At 46.7% G+C, this 17,676-nt stretch carries 12 protein-coding genes and 1 pseudogene; 5 read left to right on the top strand and 8 right to left on the bottom strand.

The genetic code is table 11. From position 1 onward, the window contains the following. Window positions 1–2 precede the first annotated feature (2 nt). Together H6F98_RS19725 and H6F98_RS19720 are read right to left on the bottom strand one after the other, a co-directional pair. On the bottom strand, window positions 3–749 hold the full coding sequence (locus H6F98_RS19725) for a hypothetical protein (RefSeq protein WP_192220400.1): 747 nt from the start codon (window positions 747–749) through the stop codon (window positions 3–5). Window positions 750–754: 5 nt separating this feature from the next. Continuing rightward, window positions 755–2,344, bottom strand: a complete 1,590-nt coding sequence (locus H6F98_RS19720) for a glycoside hydrolase family 57 protein (protein WP_192220399.1) — start codon at window positions 2,342–2,344, stop codon at window positions 755–757. Between the two features lie 266 nt (window positions 2,345–2,610). Between H6F98_RS19720 and H6F98_RS19715 the strand changes: the two genes are divergently transcribed. After that, the gene (locus tag H6F98_RS19715; RefSeq protein WP_192220398.1) at window positions 2,611–3,804 is read left to right on the top strand and encodes a histidine kinase; all 1,194 of its coding nucleotides are present in this window, start codon (window positions 2,611–2,613) and stop codon (window positions 3,802–3,804) included. A 95-nt stretch (window positions 3,805–3,899) separates the two neighbouring features. On the opposite strand, the gene mutY is transcribed toward H6F98_RS19715, so the two are convergent. The 3 genes from mutY to H6F98_RS19700 form a co-directional block, all read right to left on the bottom strand. Continuing rightward, on the bottom strand, window positions 3,900–5,099 hold the full coding sequence (gene mutY / locus H6F98_RS19710) for an A/G-specific adenine glycosylase (RefSeq protein WP_396812624.1): 1,200 nt from the start codon (window positions 5,097–5,099) through the stop codon (window positions 3,900–3,902). 50 nt (window positions 5,100–5,149) lie between these two features. Continuing rightward, window positions 5,150–5,491 carry a DUF760 domain-containing protein gene (locus H6F98_RS19705; protein WP_192220397.1) on the bottom strand — a complete coding sequence of 114 codons (342 nt, stop codon included), beginning with the start codon at window positions 5,489–5,491 and terminating at the stop codon, window positions 5,150–5,152. 250 nt (window positions 5,492–5,741) lie between these two features. Next, entirely contained in the window at window positions 5,742–6,701 is a 960-nt protein-coding gene (locus tag H6F98_RS19700; protein ID WP_192220396.1) for an RNA polymerase sigma factor, RpoD/SigA family, read from the bottom strand. Between the two features lie 736 nt (window positions 6,702–7,437). On the opposite strand from H6F98_RS19700, the gene H6F98_RS19695 reads away from it, so the two are divergent. The 3 genes from H6F98_RS19695 to H6F98_RS19685 all read left to right on the top strand — a co-directional run bounded on the left by H6F98_RS19695 (window position 7,438) and on the right by H6F98_RS19685 (window position 13,850). Further along, window positions 7,438–8,076, top strand: a complete 639-nt coding sequence (locus H6F98_RS19695; RefSeq protein ID WP_192220395.1) for a histidine phosphatase family protein — start codon at window positions 7,438–7,440, stop codon at window positions 8,074–8,076. Between the two features lie 287 nt (window positions 8,077–8,363). Then, window positions 8,364–9,404, top strand: coding sequence for a glucokinase (locus tag H6F98_RS19690; protein ID WP_192220394.1), 1,041 nt, complete (start codon window positions 8,364–8,366; stop codon window positions 9,402–9,404). A 378-nt stretch (window positions 9,405–9,782) separates the two neighbouring features. Beyond that, window positions 9,783–13,850: a response regulator gene (locus H6F98_RS19685; protein WP_192220393.1), complete on the top strand. Its 4,068-nt coding sequence runs from the start codon at window positions 9,783–9,785 to the stop codon at window positions 13,848–13,850. An 85-nt stretch (window positions 13,851–13,935) separates the two neighbouring features. Here the strand turns inward: H6F98_RS19685 and H6F98_RS19680 are convergent, their stop codons facing one another. Further along, a complete protein-coding gene (locus H6F98_RS19680; RefSeq protein WP_192220392.1) occupies window positions 13,936–15,081 on the bottom strand; it encodes a hypothetical protein in 1,146 nt (381 codons plus the stop codon). Window positions 15,082–15,539: 458 nt separating this feature from the next. Further along, window positions 15,540–16,874, bottom strand: a complete 1,335-nt coding sequence (locus H6F98_RS19675; protein ID WP_396812619.1) for an ABC transporter substrate-binding protein — start codon at window positions 16,872–16,874, stop codon at window positions 15,540–15,542. 275 nt (window positions 16,875–17,149) lie between these two features. Between H6F98_RS19675 and H6F98_RS19670 the strand changes: the two are divergent. Then, a pseudogene (locus tag H6F98_RS19670) lies at window positions 17,150–17,497 on the top strand (response regulator transcription factor); the annotation flags it as partial. On the opposite strand, the gene H6F98_RS19665 reads toward H6F98_RS19670, so the two are convergent. Beyond that, entirely contained in the window at window positions 17,466–17,675 is a 210-nt protein-coding gene (locus tag H6F98_RS19665; RefSeq protein ID WP_192220390.1) for a hypothetical protein, read from the bottom strand. The pseudogene H6F98_RS19670 and the gene H6F98_RS19665 overlap by 32 nt on opposite strands. Between the last annotated feature and the right edge of the window lies 1 nt (window position 17,676).

The raw sequence follows: 17,676 nt of genomic DNA, 5'->3' as shown, positions 1-17,676 counted from the left end.
AGCTATTCCAAATCATTTAAAAGGGAGACAAGGAAAGCATCTGCACCTTCGGTAGATTGGAAAAAAGAAGCAGGAGCTTCTTCTCTCAAGAAACCTGCTGTACCACTCTTCCTTACCAACTCTGAGGCAAACTGCTTGAGAAATTGTTCGCTCTGCTGCTGTTGCTCTGGTGAGCATTGGAAAGACTTAACTGTTGAGGTTTGATCGATGACGAAGGGATCGATGCCACTCAACTGCTTGAACTGATAGCCCATCGGTAGCCAATCTTTCACAGCTACCTTTGTAGGATGTCCGTTGCCACACCAGACAAGAAGTTGAGTGTCAGAGGGCAAATCTTGTAGTGCTTGGACTAAATTCTTCGCTTGCTTCTCCTCTCGGAAATTGGTGTATTCCATTGAGAGGGGGTAATTTAATGGATATTCCTGAAAATTGATTTCGTAGGGAATGAGTGTCCAGCCCAAATCAAGCGCTGCTTGCATGAAGGCTCTCATATCCGGTTGATGAAGATAACCCATTCCTATTTTGACTTCAGGCAACTGTCGAGTGCGATTTGCCTCATCAACAAAGAACGGAGACAAAGCCTCCATCGCTAAGTGCCGTACACCCGCCTTATGGGCAGTCAGTAGTATCCGTTGCCCAATCTGGCGGGTGCGAATGCAGCGCTTGAGACCATCGTGTGCTTCATTGATCATGACAACACGCGATCGCCTTAAACCAATCTCCAGCAATTCTTCTGGTGTTCGCCACATGAACTCTATAACGGTCGATACACCCGATAGTTGATTTCGGGGAAGATATTGTCGATTTCCTCGACCTTTTCTAGCCAACCACTATCGATTTTGCCGATGTTGATGTCCTCGTAGAGCTTATTAAACCGCATCAGGTGCGATCGCGTCCGTCTCACAGCATACGGTACCATCGTCCCCGTCCGCATAATAAACGCCCAATCCGACGACTGCGCCAGCAACAACTCTCGCGCTGCCTGATTCAGTGCCTTCCACTCTAGTTCATCCGCTGCCTCCCGCCGTCCTAACTCAATCATTCGCTCCGCCGCTTTGTGCAGGTGAGGATAAATCCAAGCATTCGTCTCATTCAACCAATACTCGTGGAAGCCCTTATAGCCCCAGCTAGACTGGGAAGGCTTACAGACTTGCTGCATCGGATTATCGTGCAAATAATCTGCCAGATGCGTCATATCGTAAGTATTTTGGTCGTACCAAGACTTGCGGAATAAGTAATCAATGAACCAAGGCCCCTCATACCACCAGTGACCAAATAACTCCGCATCATAGGGAGACACAATAATTGGGGGGCGCTGCATAATCCCAGCTAGATGATTAACCTGCTGCTCCCGGTTAAACATAAAGTTTGAGGCGTGTTCTGCTGCCTTTTCCCTTGCCCAATAGGGGTCATACAATGCCTTATCACCTAAGCCAAGCCCACGTCCTGTAATTTTGTGATACTTGATACCCGTGTTCTTCCGCTGCCCGTTCGGCATGATGTAGGGCTTAATGTAATCGTATTCCGCTTCCCAACCTAAATCCTTGTAAAACTCTCGATATTCCGCCGCACCTGGATATCCAACTTCCGAAGACCAAACTTGCTGGGATGATTCCTGGTCACGCCCAAACACCGCTACACCAGTCTCCGTATAGATTGGCGCATAAGTGCCAAAACGGGGTCGAGGACGTGCATACAAAATCCCATGCCCATCAGTTAGGAAATAGCGCAAGCCAGCATCTGCTAGCATTCGATCAAGTCCTTCATAATAGGCACATTCCGGCAACCAAATTCCTTTCGGCGGACGACCAAAGTTTTGCTCGTAATGTTCACAAGCTACCTGAATTTGCGCCCACACCGCTTGAGGATACATCTTCATCAGCGGTAGGTAGCCGTGAGTCGCACCACAAGTGATGATTTCCAGGTTGTTGCTGTCTAAGAATTGCTTAAACGCTAATACCAGGTCACCCTTATACTGTTCCCAGGTTTTGCGAATCCGGCTGAACTCGTTAACGTAATATTCAGCCAGATAGCGGATATGACCGTTGTGTTCGTTAAACTCGGCTTCCTTTTGGACTAGTTCTTCCAGTAAAGCCAAGTGCTTGTCGTAGCGCTCTTGCAATAGCGGGTCACGCAGCATCGACACCAAGGGAGGTGTCATGCTCATGGTAATTTTGAAGTCAATGCCATCCTGCTTTAACCCCTCAAATACATGCAGGAGGGGAATATACGTTTCAGTGATTGCCTCAAATAGCCACTCTTCTTCGAGGACATAATCACTTTCGGGATGGCGGACAAAAGGCAGATGGGCGTGGAGAACAAGAGCGACGTAGCCAGTAGCCATGGTGAATAGGACTCTGAATCGATGGGTAACGAAAACGGATGCAAGCTGGGAGTATTACGGTCTTTTAAGATTTTAGGACGAAAGGGACGGGAGATCGCACAGCCGCGTCAGGTTGCGAATAGAAGTCAACACCATAAGGGATGAGTAGTGCAGAAAATCTAAAATAGATATTAAATTGTAAGGAAGTTCATACTTCTGGCAACAAACAGTTGATCCTAACTGTTTTTAGAGCCTTATCCACGATCCTCGTGTTCACACCAAATTGCATGCAGGCAGCTCTTGAAAAGTCAGCTGATTCGGAAGCATCACTACAGCTACTGCTGTTTGTTGATGAACGCCCTAGTTCTCGGAAGCATATTCAGCGAATCCGCAGTTACCTCGAAACGTTGAAGGTGGACTATCCGTTTGAGCTTACAGTCGTGGACGTTGGGGAGCAGCCCTATTTGGCTGAGCATTTCAAGCTGGTGGCAACGCCAGCACTGATTAAGATTCATCCGAACCCTCGCCAGACGATTGCTGGTAGCAATTTGGTCGGTCAGCTAAAGAATTGGTGGCCACGCTGGCAACGGTCTGTAGAAGAATACGAGTTGGGACTGTCCACGGGTACCTGTTTACAATCACCTATCAGCTCATCTAATTCAACACCAATAGTACAATCAGCCGCGAATTCAATTGCGGCTTCTGTGGAATTGATTCAACTGTCTGATGAAATCTTTCGCCTCAAACAAGAAAAAGAGGAACTGCTTGAGCAGTTGCGATTCAAAGACCAAGTGGTGTCAATGTTGGCGCATGACTTGCGTAACCCCCTGACAGCGGCTTCAATCGCTCTAGAAACCCTGGAACTAGAGCAACAGACACACAAAGAGGCAGGTGCCCCTCAGTTGACTCCAGCGATAAAAAAACGGCTATTTGAGCAAGCTCGTACCCAAATTCGCAGCATGGATCGGATGATTACAGATCTGCTTCAAGCTGCAAAGGGAACCAGTGCTGAATTGAAGCTCCAGCCTCACAAATTACTTTTGGGGAAACTCTGTCAGGAGGTTCTAGAGCGGATGGGTGAGCAGTTTCAGCTCAAGTCTCAGCAGGTGATTACTGATATTCCCCAAGACTTACCCTATGTTTATGCTGATGAAGAATTAGTGCGCCAAGTCTTTGTCAATTTACTGGATAATGCAATTAAATATTCAGCTCCAGGTGGCAAGATTCATGTTTCAATTCTCCACCGGACGACGCAGAAAATTCAGGTGACTATTGGCGATGAGGGTCCTGGTATTCCAGAAGAAAATCGCGATCGCGTCTTTGAAAACCACTTCCGACTCAAGCGAGACGAAGCTAAAGAAGGATATGGTTTAGGCTTATCACTCTGCCAAAAAATTGTTCGCGCCCACTATGGCAGCATTTGGGTAGATACTGCGCCGACAGGGGCGTGCTTTCACTTCACCTTGCCAGTTTATCGATAGGGAGGAGAGAAGAGGGATGGGGAGGTAGGGAGATTGGGAGATTGGGAGATTGGGAGGTAATACACATAAACTTTGGAGTTTTTCACCCCATCCCCTTATCCCCTCATCTCCCCATTTTCTTGACGTAAGGCGGCAATAATCTGGCTATTGGCTTTTGGGAAGGGAAATTGGTCAATTTCCTCTAGAGTGACCCAACGAATTTCGTCAGATTCAATAGGTTGAGGAATTCCTGTAAGGTAGCGGCAGTGATGTACGTTGAGGGTAACGCGAAAGTGGCTGTAGGCGTGATCGATGGTAATTAAGCGATCGCCTACCTCAATTTCAATTCCTAGTTCTTCCAGAATTTCGCGTTTAATACACTCTTCAACGGTTTCACCCAGTTCGATTTTACCACCAGGGAACTCCCATAACCCCCCTAATAAGCCCTCAGGTCGGCGACGATCGATCAAAATTTGCTGCTGGTTGTTCCAGATTACGGCAACACCGATATTTTTGTGAGGTAAGGGAGAAGAAGTTTCGCGCATGGGCAACTGAGATTGAATACCTCGATTGTAAGCCTGACAATGAATTGTCCAAGGGCAACTTTGGCAACTAGGATTTTTGGGCGTACAAATAGTCGCTCCCAAATCCATCAGTGCTTGGTTGAAGTCTCTAGGATTTTCTCGGTCAAGTAAGGCTTCTGAGAGTTGCCACAGTTGTTTTGTTGCTTTGGCTGGTGGTACGGGTAAAGCCTCTAGCCGTGCTAGCACTCGCTTAACATTCCCATCCAAGATGGCTAGCGGCTGATTGAATGCCGCACTAAGAATACCCCCTGCTGTTGTTCTACCAATCCCTGGTAAAGCTAAGACCTCTTCTAGCTGTGTGGGAAATGCCCCACCGTGATGTTGCATGATTGCCTGAGCGCAGGCATGTAAGTTACGAGCGCGGGTATAATACCCCAAACCTTCCCAGGCTTTGAGTACCTGCTGTAAGTCGGCTGAGGCTAACTGCTCAATCGCAGGAAACTGCGACAACCACCGCTGATAGTAAGGAAGGACTGTCTTGACCTGGGTCTGCTGAAGCATAATTTCAGACACCCAGATGGTATAAGGGTCACGGCTACGTCGCCAAGGCAAGTCTCGACCAAATTTAGCGTACCAAGCAAGAAGCGATTTATGATGCGATCGCGCAGTTGTTGCCAACCCAGATTGCTCCACTTCAGCAGAGGCTTCTTTGTCAAGACTTTGTTGCTGTTTTTCTATAGTCGAAACCGACAGACTCACTTGCTGATCTGTCAGTGTTCGGTGTATTCGCAATAGTCGTATTTCCTCAAAAGAATCGTTGCTGCTGGGTATCAACTGGGTTACTAACCCACATCTGAAGAATGGGATTCAGCCGTTTGCAAAGATTTCTCAAAAACCATCCGTTGCTCAGCATTGCGGAGAAAATATCCACTAATCATTGCTGAAGCCAACAGGCGCCCCAAGTTCTCACGGCTTGTATTGATAGTAACGCCAAAGTGATCTGAGGGAAGGTTTCCTAACAACCCTACAATATTGCGTTCCATCACCTGAAACACTTCAGAGGACATCGGCTTAGATAGACGAGCCATCGTGTCTGGACTCATCGATTGCACGTACTGCCATAGCAAGTTGGTGTCAGCATCGCCTTCAAAAAATTCAGGAACTTGATTGGATGTGTTGTTCACCTTTTACCTCCTAGGTACGGCTCACTCACATCTTCCCACTGATGGAGGAGCAGCTTGTTGTTTCTTTCTCAACTGTGTTTGTCTCTGCAAATTAATGTAACAAGATAATCGCAATGACAAAGTGGGTGCAACCGAACCATTGATATCGGATTCTCTCACCTCTTGGGAATTTATTTATTAGTAGTTAAGGGCTAGTAGGCGAGTAGATTTTCCCTACTAACCACTAACCCTTAACTCTTCGAGAGTTCCGTTAGCTAGCTGCGATGTATTCGCGCATATCTGCTTTGCGCTTACGAAGTTTAGATAGGGCCTCCCGTTCAATTTGTCGCACTCGTTCACGGCTGATGTTGAGGCGATCACCTATTTTCGCTAATGTTAGGGCTTGTCCATCTGCTAAGCCAAATCGTAGCGCTAATACCTCTCTTTGCTGAGGTGTCAAATCCGCCATCAGCTTCTCTAAGTCAACTTGCATCGAAGATTGAGTTACGAAGTCTTCTGGAGAAGAACCCGTATCTTCCAGCAACTCTACCAGTTCCGTATCCTGGTTATCTCCGACACGGAGGTCTAAAGACAGCGGTTGACGGGCGCGTTCCAGATACTCTCGCACCTGCTTAGGCGTCAGTTCTAGTTCTGTTGCTAACTCGGAGACACTAGCCGCCCGTCCTAGTTGTTGAGCAAGCTGACGCTGAGCTTTCTTTATTTTGTTGAGCTTTTCGGTAATGTGGATCGGGAGACGAATGGTGCGACCTTTTTCTGCGATCGCACGAGTAATTGCCTGCCGAATCCACCAGTATGCATAGGTAGAAAAACGATAGCCCTTAGTGGGGTCAAATTTTTCAACACCCCGTTGCATCCCAATTGTGCCTTCCTGAATCAAATCCAGTAAGTCCACATTGCGCTTGATGTACTTCTTCGCTACGGACACAACCAGTCGTAGATTCGCTTCTACCATTTTGCGCTTTGCGGTTTCACCCGCTGCAAGGCAGTTGTTCAACTCGTCTTCAGTCAGCGAAGACGCTTCTGCCCACTGTGCAAGTGTTGGCTCATGACCTAGCTTTTGCCACAAGGATTCTTTCACATCCTGTAAGGCGGACAGTCGCTGCACCTGCTTTCCATATAGAATTTCTTGCTCATGGGTTAGCAGTGGCACACGCCCAATTTCTCGCAGATAGGTGCGGACTAGGTCTGTAGAGGTCTGAGCAGTTTTCATAGCGCTCGATCAAAGATAAATGGAGTTTAAGCAAACGTGCTGACTTTTGTACCCGGCTCAACCACCGCGTGGCGGTGATTTAATCTCTATGAGAAAAAAATTTAAGGAATGTTTCGTAAATTGCGGTTAATTAACAAAGGGACTAGAGAGGCATTATAACTAGCCCTTGCTGACAATACAAAGTAGGCTGACAGTGTGTTCACTGCCAGAAGTATGATTATCGTCATAAAACTTTTTGTTCAAAGCCGCAACTGTTTAAATATTGTAACATTTATGAGAAAGGAAGAGCAAACTTAAAGAGTGGAAGTTAAGGACTGTTTCTGCTAGGAGGCAGTAGTTAAGAGAGTACCCAGAGAAAGGCGGAACAATTGCATCCTGGAAAACAAAATGAGAAAAATCTTGTAGGACGCACCGCGATGCCTCTCATCTAGCAGAAAGCCGTTAGCTATCAGCTATCAGCTTTTTTGTTTTCCTTGCTCTGTCTCTTGTTTCACACACATCGACGCTTTACCTCATCCAATTGAAAACCGCCATATACTCATTTAGGCGATCGCGCTGAGCCATTTACTTCCTATGCGAAGTGGTCAGAAACTTTTGCCTTGATGCACTAGTATTGTCGAGGCAACTGCTATGCTGATGCCTAAAGATGCGTAAGTCCGACCCCTGAAGAGTTTGTAGTGTAGACAAAACCTTCACATCGGGTCGGGGGCAGTATTTAAATTCATCAACCAAATTCATGCGCCACACTGTTTGGATTGCAAGACATGGAAACCGCCTCGACTTTGTTAACCCTGAATGGTTCAACACGGCAAAGCGACCTTACGATCCCCCGCTTTCCGAGGATGGCTTTGAACAAGCCAAGCAATTAGGTCAACGTCTGGTTGGGGAAGGAATTAGGCACATCTTTGCCTCACCCTTTTTGAGAACTGTACAAACAGCAGTCCAGGTAGCAGACGCTCTCGACTTGCCCATCAAGCTTGAGTCCGGTCTTAGTGAATGGCTCAATCCTGAGTGGATGAATACGATGCCAGAAAAACTACCTATTGAAGTATTGCACGAGCAATATCCCCGAATTGATCTCAGTTATACATCGCGTGTAATTGCTCACTATCCAGAAACCAGCCTTGATGTACTAGAACGCACGGCTGAAACTGCCCGATGTTTGACGGCGGAATTCTTGGAAGACATATTACTGGTAGGTCACGGTGCTTCAGTCGTTGGTACGACGCAAGGGCTAATGGGTGGAACACCTGAAGTTCATGCTTCTCTGTGTTGCTTAGTCAAGCTGGTGCGTCAAGAACAAGGATGGATCATGGAACTCAATGGAGATACCTCACACCTGACTGAGACAGAGGACACTATTCGCTTTAATTAAAGCTATTTATAGCTCCAAAGCCGTCAGCTATCAGCTATCAGCTTTTTTGTTTTCCTTAGTCCGTCTAGGTTTCACACCTCTTGCTGTACCTCATCCAACTGAAACCGCTATAAGATAACAGGGAAAATTCTCTGTCTGGGATAACCTAAGACTTGGAGAAAACTTCTCTTTAATGTTGTATGGCAGTCGCTAATGATTGAGCCTCCCTTCGGGTGGACGCTACCCAAATCGGCTATCTGTCAAAATTCCTGTGGTCAACTACTAGCTAAGCAGCGAACCAAAAGCCCATGACATTACTATTGGCAGGAGACATCGGCGGTACCAAGACAATTCTGCGACTGGTAGAGAAATCAGTTGAAGGCTCATGGCCGACACTTTACGAGGCACTTTACGCTAGCCGTGACTTTCCCGATTTAGTGCCGATAGTACAGCAATTTTTGTCAGCAGCAGGGCAGCAACTGGGTACAGTCCCAGTCCCAGAGAAAGCCTGTTTTGCGATCGCAGGCCCCGTAGTCAACGACACCTCTATCCTCACCAATCTGGATTGGTTTCTCGACGCTAGACGCTTAGAGAAAGAACTCGATATTGATAAAGTTAGCCTGATTAATGATTTTGCTGCCGTTGGTTACGGTATTCTCGGCTTGGAAGCCAAAGATTTACACACACTGCAAGCGGCTACTCCTGAACCCCAGGCTCCGATTGCCGTGATTGGTGCAGGTACAGGCTTAGGAGAAGGCTTTTTGGTTCGGGTGGGATCACATTATGAAGTCTTTCCTTCAGAGGGTGGACACGCGGATTTTGCTCCTCGCACTGGGCTAGAATTTCAGCTTTTGCAATACTTGCGAGAAAAATATGATATTCAGCGTATTTCGGTTGAGCGTGTCGTTTCTGGACAAGGGGTTGTCGCCCTGTATCAGTTCTTGAGAGATCGAGAGTTTGCCCCAGAATCCCCAGAAATTCAGGAAGTGATCAGAACTTGGGAACATGAAACTGGGCGCACTGAGAAAAGTGTTGATCCAGCGGCTGCGATCGCTAAAGCAGCATTAGAAAAACGCGATCGCCTGTGTGAACAAACTTTACAAATGTTTGTCGAAGCTTACGGTGCAGAGGCAGGTAATCTTGCCCTCAAACTTCTACCGTATGGTGGTCTTTATGTTGCTGGAGGGATTGCCGCTAAAATTCTTGTCCTGATTCAAGAAGGTCAGTTTTTACGAGCCTTTGGTCAAAAAGGTCGAGTGAGTTCTTTACTCGAAAGAGTACCCGTTCATGTTGTCCTCAACCCACAGGTTGGGCTAATTGGTGCAGCGATTTGTGCCTCCAGAATATGACCGAAAATCGCTGCCTAAACAAGATGCGTTTCCTCAGGGGATTGTGCTACTAATTGGGTACAGCCTCAACAAGTGATATTTAGGGGATCTGTTACAGACACTTTCGTAAATGACTACCAATAGAAAAGGATACCAGAACGTTACACGTCATAGTTCTTGGTTATTAAGCTGATCATCGCAGATGATTGGAAACGTAGTTTAGACATCTTGCTGAGGCGGTAGCTTTCTGTAAAGAAGACAATGATAAGCAGAGTACAAAGATTGAACTCTGTAGTCTAATGCTGGGTAGACCAAGATACTCAGTTATCAATTAAAGGGCAAGCTTACCTGTTTCTCACTGATTGAGTGTTTTAGATTTTCGATTGATTAAGGAAGCATATGCCGGAGTTTCTGCAAAATCTTGTTGCGTCTGAATCATTTATTCCCCACGGGCATTGCTATTTATGGAAGCCCGGTTTAGTGCTGCTGCACCTAGTCTCAGACTTGACTATTGCCCTCGCCTACTATTCAATCCCGGTGCTGCTCGTCTATTTTGTGCAGAAGCGACGAGATGTACCGTTCCACAGAGTATTTTTATTATTTGGTGCCTTCATCATTGCCTGTGGTACGGGTCACTTGATGGATATTTGGACGCTATGGCATCCCGTTTATTGGCTATCCGGCTTCCTTAAGGCAAGTACAGCTTTAATTTCGTTTTATACGGCTGTAGTGCTTTTCCCTCTGATTCCCAAAGCCTTAGAACTGCCAAGTCCAGCACAACTAGAGGCAGCGAATCAGGCACTAGAAAATGAAATACGCGATCGCAAGCTTGCTGAAGCGCATATTCGCACACTGAATGCTGAATTGGAGGAGCGTGTTAATGAGCGAACAGCAGAATTAAGATTAGTTAACGAAAAATTAGAAGCCGAAATCGCTCAACACGTCCGAACGGATAAAGCACTTCAGTTAGCTGAACAGAACTATCGCAGCATCTTTGAGAATGCGATTAGTGGCATCTTCCAAGTCACACCAGAGGGGCACTACCTAAGCGCAAATCCAGCATTAGCTCGTATTTATGGTTACTCCTCACCCGAAGCTTTAATTGCAGGTTTGACAGAACTGAATCAGAAAGTTTACGTTGACTCGAACTGGCGTACCGAGTTCACGCGCTTGATGCATCAGTACGGCGCTGTTTCTAATTTTGAGTCCCAAGTTTATCGTCAAGACGGGAGAGCAATTTGGATTTCTGAAAATACCCGTGCTGTGCGTGATGCTAAGGGAGTGCTACTTTACTACGAAGGTTCAGTCGCAGACATTACTGAGCGCAAGCAAGCCGAGGAAAAATTACAACAAAGTGAGCAGAAGTTACGTCAGGTCATTGATTTAGTTCCTCACTTTATTTTCGCTAAGAATATTGATGGACAATTCATTCTGGTGAATCGTGCGATCGCGGAGGCATACAACACCTCGGTTGACAAAATGCTCAACATGAAGGACGAGGACTTTGCGAAATCCCTAGAGGAGTCACGTCAATCTAGAGAAGAAGAGCGACAAATCATTCACAGTGGACAGCCTAAACATATTCCTGAACAAGTCATTACGGATAGTAATGGCAACGTTCGTATCCTCCAAACAACGCGAATTCCATTTTTTGTCGCTGGTTCAGCAACCCCAGCTATCTTGGGAATTGCCATTGATATCACTGAACGTAAGCGAGTCGAACAAGAACTGATTGAGAGCGAAGCGGCGATTCGTGCCCTATATGAGGTAACAGCCTCTGGACACCTAGACTTTGACCAATGCTTAGAAAGACTCTTAGCGATGGGACGGCGACAGTTTGGTCTTGAAATTGGGGTTTTGGCTCGTGTTGAAGGCGATGCCTATGAAGTCATGGCAACCCAACTACCGAATAATCTCAATGCCAGAGGGGCAATTCTCAGTTTGAGGCAGACCTATTGCTATGAAACATTGCAATCCGAAAAACCCCTATACATTGTTTCTGCCGGGACTTCAAAATGGCATGACCACCCTTGCTACAGAGCCTTTAAGATAGAAGCCTATATTGGTGCGCCAGTTGTTGTTGCGGGTCAAGTGTATGGCACACTAAGCTTCTCCAGCTTCGCTCCCCATCAGAAACCCTTCAAAGCCTTAGACATAGAACTTTTACGGTTAATGGCACAGTGGATTGGTGGCGAAATTGAGCGCCAGCAAGCTGCACAGGAGCTAGCCAAAGCTCGTGACGAGGCACTTGCCGCAACTCGTGCCAAAAGTGAGTTCTTGGCGACCATGAGCCACGAGATTCGCACGCCGATGAATGGCGTAATTGGCATGACTGGACTGCTGTTAGAGACTGCACTAACGTCTCAGCAGCGCGAGTTTGTGACAACTGTCCGGCACAGTGGTGATGCCTTACTCACGATCATTAACGATATTCTAGACTTCTCGAAAATTGAGTCCGGCAAGATGGACTTGGAGGAGCAGCCGTTTGACCTGCGGGATTGTGTTGAAGAATCCCTCGACCTCCTTGCTGCCAAAGCCGCTGAGAAAAAACTGGAGTTAGCCTACCAACTCAGTCCGCAAACTCCCAACATGATTGTAGGAGATGTCACTCGCTTGCGCCAAATTCTGGTAAATTTACTGGGCAATGCTGTTAAATTTACTCAAGCTGGGGAAGTCGTTGTTGTTGTAAAAGCCAACAAACTCAACGAGCCAAGCACAAATGGGAATACAGATAAATACGAAATTTGTTTTGCGGTAAAGGATAGTGGCATTGGCATTCCAGCAGACCGCTTGAACCGTTTATTTCAACCCTTCAGTCAAGTGGATTCCTCGACAACCCGGAAGTATGGTGGAACCGGGCTGGGACTGGCTATCTGCAAGCAACTCAGTGAAGTGATGGGAGGCAGAATGTGGGTAGAAAGTCAAGTCGGTCGAGGTTCAACATTCTATTTCACGATTGTTGCCCAAGCGGTTCTCAGTTGTGATCTAAATGAACTTCATACGCCTCAACCCCAGCTAGCGGGAAAGCGTCTGTTAATCGTCGATGACAATCAGACAAATCGGCAAATTTTGACAATGCAAGCGAATTCCTGGGGAATGCTCCCCTGTGCTGCCCAGTCTGCGAGAGAGGCGCTAGAGTGGCTAAATCGAGGAGAATGCTTCGACTTGGCAATTCTGGATATGCAAATGCCAGAGATGGACGGGCTAACCTTGGCGGCTGAAATCCGTAAGCTGCCAATTTGCCAGAAATTACTCTTGGTAATGCTGACCTCTCTTGGCAAGCCAGGAAACAGCGACAAAACTAGCGAGCGTCACTTTGCGGCTTTCCTAACGAAACCGATTAAACAGTCTCAGCTCTATAATGTTCTGACTCAGGTTTTAGTCGGACAGCCGATTAAAGTTCGACCGTCTTATTTTGCCTCTCCGGAGATTGACCCGCAGTTTGCTGAACGCTTGCCTCTGCGGATTCTCTTAGCTGAGGATAATTTGGTTAACCAGCAGGTTGCATTGCACTTATTGCAGCGGATGGGGTATCGAGCAGATGTAGCAGGCAATGGGTTGGAAGTAATCGAAGCGCTTTCACGCCAGTCTTATGATGTGGTGTTAATGGATGTACAGATGCCAGAGATGGATGGATTAACGGCAACACGTCAAATCTGCCAAACCTGGTCGCCTAAAGAACGTCCTTGGATTATTGCAATGACAGCCAATGCCATGTTAGGAGATCGGGAGATGTGCCTACAGGCAGGCATGGATGACTACATCAGCAAGCCGATTCGAGTACCGGAACTAGTTCGGGTCTTGAGCAAGTGTAAAGAGGCAATCACTACTGGGGAAGAAAATGGGCGATCGCTTAATTCCAATGCCATTATCCATAGCTTAGTGTCTAATTTAAACAGTAGTGCCCACCGAATGTACGGACAGGCAACGTTGCTTGCTAAACCAGAGGATGAGACTTTTCCAGTAAACACTCTGTCCCCTCAAGAGTGGAACTCTTCTATTTTTAACAACACACGGGAAGCACCACTGCATTTAGAAAGCAAAGAAGAACTTTCTCTCCCTGCTTCCCCTACTCCTCTACTCTCTTCCTCCCCCTCATCCATTGATGCTGAAGTATTTCAAGGGTTACGTGAAATGATCGATCAAGATGATGTCTTGCTGGAAGTGATTGACCGCTACTTAGAAGAAACTCCAAAGCTGCTGCAAACAATGCACAATATCCTCACTTTGAAGCAAACTGAGGAGGCAACACAAAAGGATGCGACTGTTTTAGAGCGAACTGCCCACACCCTGAAGTCAACCAGTGCCATGATTGGCGCCACAAGGCTATCTCAACTTTGCCAGGAGTTGGAAGTAATGGCTCACACTGGCTGTGTGTCTGCTAAAGTAAGCATTGTCTCGAAAGTAGAAACTGAGTATGAAACCGTCAAAGCTGCTTTGCTACAAAAACGTCAAATTTTGACTTGACAATACCACCCCTTTCTACAACACTTGATTGAGTTCTAGAGGTAGGATTTCTAGATTCAACTTCGGCTTACTTGCTAGGTCACACCTAAGGCAGCACATTAAGTCCTGTCGCACAACGGTGGATTATCCTGACACCTGAACTCGTCACTTCAGTGTAATAAATGAATGCTCTATTGGGAGTAACGAAAGATTCTGGATCGGTGCGGTTCATCTCTGTAGAAGCACTTACCTTTCGATACAAAGGGGTAGTGGCATCAATGCCCGCTATCCACACATCGCTGCTTCCTCCTTTACCCCTATTTGCCCTAGTCAGAAAAGAAACATAGGACTTGCCATTGTAGACAAAAGGTTCAGGGGAATTAATATACGGGCCTGTTGAGGGCGGTATAAGGGTGTGGATTATTGTCCAAGTATCATCAATCTTACGGTAGATGGGCATACTTGTAAGACCATCGCTCAAGCAGAAAAATACCAGTTCGTTATTGAACTCCGGAGCCTTCCACATGAAGATCGGGCCCTTATTCCCAGGATTGAAGGTGAGCTGAGTTGTAGTACCCGTATCAATATCGTATTTTGCACACTGTTTCTCTCCCCCAACATCAATTGTCAAGCCCATTGAGCGATCGCCTTCTACCCAGCGAGCATTAGGGGGAACAGTCGCATTAGGTACGAACGTCTCGCTAACTGGTTTATTGAGTTCCCGCCAAGTCAAGAGCGGAGCGTCCCCTTCTTGTAAAGTCTTATAGATGATTCGAGGATTAACATCCCCTGGATCTAAGCTCCCAACTGTAGCGACTCGATCTGCACCATTCTGTAGTCCCCTGACTCTCCAAGTACTACCTGTCCACCAAGCGCGGCTCAAAGAGATTTGATCATTAACATATTTGGTGTAAAAAATTTGCGAATTCCCTTGACCATAAATCCACTCTGGACCGTTCTTGGTGATTGCAATTGAAACCAAACCGGTATCTAAGAGCTGACCTTGACCGGAAGGGGGGATGAAAGCTCCAGTCACCGGATCTACACTAGCAACCCAAAGTTGATTACTACCGTCCTGCCAAGTCACCAGTGAACCAACGCGATCAAATTCCGGATCAGGGAGCGACATAGAGGGATCGGAGACAACTTGGTCATTAGGCGCAAATTGACGAGACGGTCTTGGGATGTTGGTTGTCTGAGGTGGATTACAGAGATTACCAAGATCGACAGTTCTACCGTCCTCTGTTTCCATGTAGCAGCCTCCTGTGTCAGCAACTGAACTAGCTATCACTGGCTGTTTATACTGAAAAGCCTGTTCAGCTAGGATTAGAACCAAGGTTGCACAGAAGGCAACACTAATTAAGAAAGAAATGCTTCTTTTTAAAGTCCTTCCGAACATCAAGTTTCATAAGATAGAACTAATACTTATCACTAAAAGTTTTGTTATTTATGCAACATATTTGGTAAAAAAATGTGAAGCTAACAGTATAGCTTTCAGGTTTAACAGCAATAGGGCAAAAGTGGATCAAGTATGCCAACCTGCCAAAGGATGCCGAGCTGAGTAATCCTAGAAAAAATTTCCTCAACTCCTGTCCGCGAGAAGCCGCATTAGTCTTATTACCACCGTTTAGGAGAATTGGGAGAGGTTCTTCAAAATTGTGAGCTAAGCAAGCCGATTCCTGCACTGATCTTCTAATAGGGTGTCAAAGATTAATTGAAAATCAGGTTCAACCGCTGCTGAGCATCTTTGAGTGCCTCAACAGGTGAGCTTTTTCCCAAGAGTACCGACTCGATCGCACGACCTAATTTTTCAGAAATCCGAGCGTACCCTCTGAATATCGGACGCGATCGCGCAAATCCTGCTTGCTCAAGAAACACCTTGACCGCTGGTTGCTGCGCCACAAAATCTTGATATGCCTCACTTTCGCGTGCTTTGAGATTAACTGGTAGATAACCCGTTCCCATCGCCCACTGCGTCTGAAACTCCTCCCCCATCACATACTCAGCAAAGGTAAATGCTGCTCGTTCCCGTTCCGGAGTCGTTTTAAACAAAAACAAATTCTCACCTCCAGTTACCGCGACTTGTCGTACCGCAGACGGCATTGGGAAGACACTAAAATCCACACCTGTCGCCTGCAATTGAGCCAACGTCCAAGGACCCGATAACTGCATTGCTACCTTACCCGTGAGGAAGCGATTCATCTCATAGCCTCGTTCTGGTAAAGACAATGTAGCTGAACCATCCGTAACTAAATCACGCCAAAATTGCAGTGCTGCGATCGCGCCCTCGTTCACTACGTTCACATTTTTCGAGCGGGAAGCCGCTTGGGGAGGTATTAAATCACCACCCGCACTCCACATAAACGGCATCCACATAAAAACCGTCCACTCACCCTTACCCAACGGTAATAACATCCCATACTGGTCTACTCGACCATCACCATTCGTGTCACGAGTCAGCGTTTTAGCAACCTGCCGCAACTCCTCCCAAGTCCTCGGCAACTGGGTAATCCCCGCCTCCCTAAACAAGGATGGACGGTAGAAAACCCCTGCATTGTTTGTCCCGAACGGCACTGACCAAATATGCTCCTGGAACTGCATGGATTCCAAAAGTGCGGGGTCAAGCTCATCGCGCACTGGGGAGACAGCCAGTAAATCGTCCAAGGGGCGAATCGCACCCAATTCCACTAATCGTCCAGTTAAGGTGGGATTGAACCACAACAAATCAGGTGGTGCATTTCCGACTACACTTGCCAAAATCTTTGGCGTTTGCTGGTCTTCTTGCCCGATATAGAGCGATTCCACCTGAATGTTGGGATGCTCACGATTAAACCGATTCACTAACTCCTGCAAGACATCACGATTCGGTGGCGGGTTCACGCCATGCCATAGTGTTAGCCGCATCACACCCGTCTGATCAGGATGTGCTTGGAACTGACATCCCTGTAGTATTAAAAGGCATAGACCTGAGAGCAAAAATCGACTGACGTAACGCCAAAGCTTCCACATCAGTGTTTCAAACGCTGTAGTTTTCTCATATCTCATACACATAACGAGAAAGCTTACTACATAAGACAACCGTAAATTTACTGATGACAAGTTATCAAAAAAAGCGCACAACCCCGTAATTTCCACGAGGGCTAGTTAATTTGACCATGCAACAATTTATAGATTGTCTTCTAAATTGCTAGAACATCACAATTGCCGAAACCATGTAGATGTTACCAAGGTGAAACTGCTGTAAAGAGTGAAGTGAGTCTGGGCAGTGCCGCCCAGAGTCAGGTTAACCAAGCCCCGCCAACTTCAAAGTGAAGGAACCAATGAAGACGATATTAGTAATCGAAGATGAGGAAACTGTCCGAGAAAATATTTTGGAACTGCTGGATGCCGAGGGGTTTGAGGCAATCGCGGCGGAAAATGGTCGTATTGGTCTTGACTTAGCGCAAAAGCACTTACCTGATTTAATTTTGTGTGATGTCCGAATGCCTGAAATGGACGGATACGGGGTTCTTACGGGGTTACGCTCCCAACCCGCAACAGCGTCGATCCCTTTTTTGTTTCTGACCGCCAAAGCTGCCAAAACAGATTTGAGCTATGGTCTGGAATTGGGAGCGGATGCCTATATAACCAAGCCATTTACCTTGGCAGAACTCCTGGATGCGATCGCAAAAGCACTGCCATAAAGCCAATTGCAATTCTCAGGAGTTTTTCAATGTCTAGGGTAAGAAAAATTCTTTTGTGCTGTAAGCCTTTTCCTTGCTCTATCTGTCCAACACATTGATCAATCGGTCGGTTGTTACCCGATACATCGCTTCTTGATTCAGTCTTACTCTCAATCCGTTGCAAG

This window comes from Microcoleus sp. FACHB-SPT15, assembly GCF_014849525.1.
In the GTDB taxonomy this organism is placed as follows: domain Bacteria; phylum Cyanobacteriota; class Cyanobacteriia; order Cyanobacteriales; family Coleofasciculaceae; genus Symplocastrum; species Symplocastrum torsivum.
Note: the sequence above shows the minus strand (reverse complement) of the source record. Positions and strands in the feature narration are given on the sequence as shown.

Bases quoted from the DNA above. Each gene is read 5' to 3' on its own strand.
- H6F98_RS19725 (WP_192220400.1), bottom strand. From the start codon at position 749: ATGTGGCGAACACCAGAAGAATTGCTGGAGATTGGTTTAAGGCGATCG.
- H6F98_RS19720 (WP_192220399.1), bottom strand. From the start codon at position 2,344: ATGGCTACTGGCTACGTCGCTCTTGTTCTCCACGCCCATCTGCCTTTT.
- H6F98_RS19715 (WP_192220398.1), top strand. From the start codon at position 2,611: ATGCAGGCAGCTCTTGAAAAGTCAGCTGATTCGGAAGCATCACTACAG.
- H6F98_RS19700 (WP_192220396.1), bottom strand. From the start codon at position 6,701: ATGAAAACTGCTCAGACCTCTACAGACCTAGTCCGCACCTATCTGCGA.
- H6F98_RS19695 (WP_192220395.1), top strand. From the start codon at position 7,438: ATGCGCCACACTGTTTGGATTGCAAGACATGGAAACCGCCTCGACTTT.
- H6F98_RS19690 (WP_192220394.1), top strand. From the start codon at position 8,364: ATGACATTACTATTGGCAGGAGACATCGGCGGTACCAAGACAATTCTG.
- H6F98_RS19685 (WP_192220393.1), top strand. From the start codon at position 9,783: ATGCCGGAGTTTCTGCAAAATCTTGTTGCGTCTGAATCATTTATTCCC.
- H6F98_RS19680 (WP_192220392.1), bottom strand. From the start codon at position 15,081: ATGGAAACAGAGGACGGTAGAACTGTCGATCTTGGTAATCTCTGTAAT.
- H6F98_RS19675 (WP_396812619.1), bottom strand. From the start codon at position 16,874: ATGAGATATGAGAAAACTACAGCGTTTGAAACACTGATGTGGAAGCTT.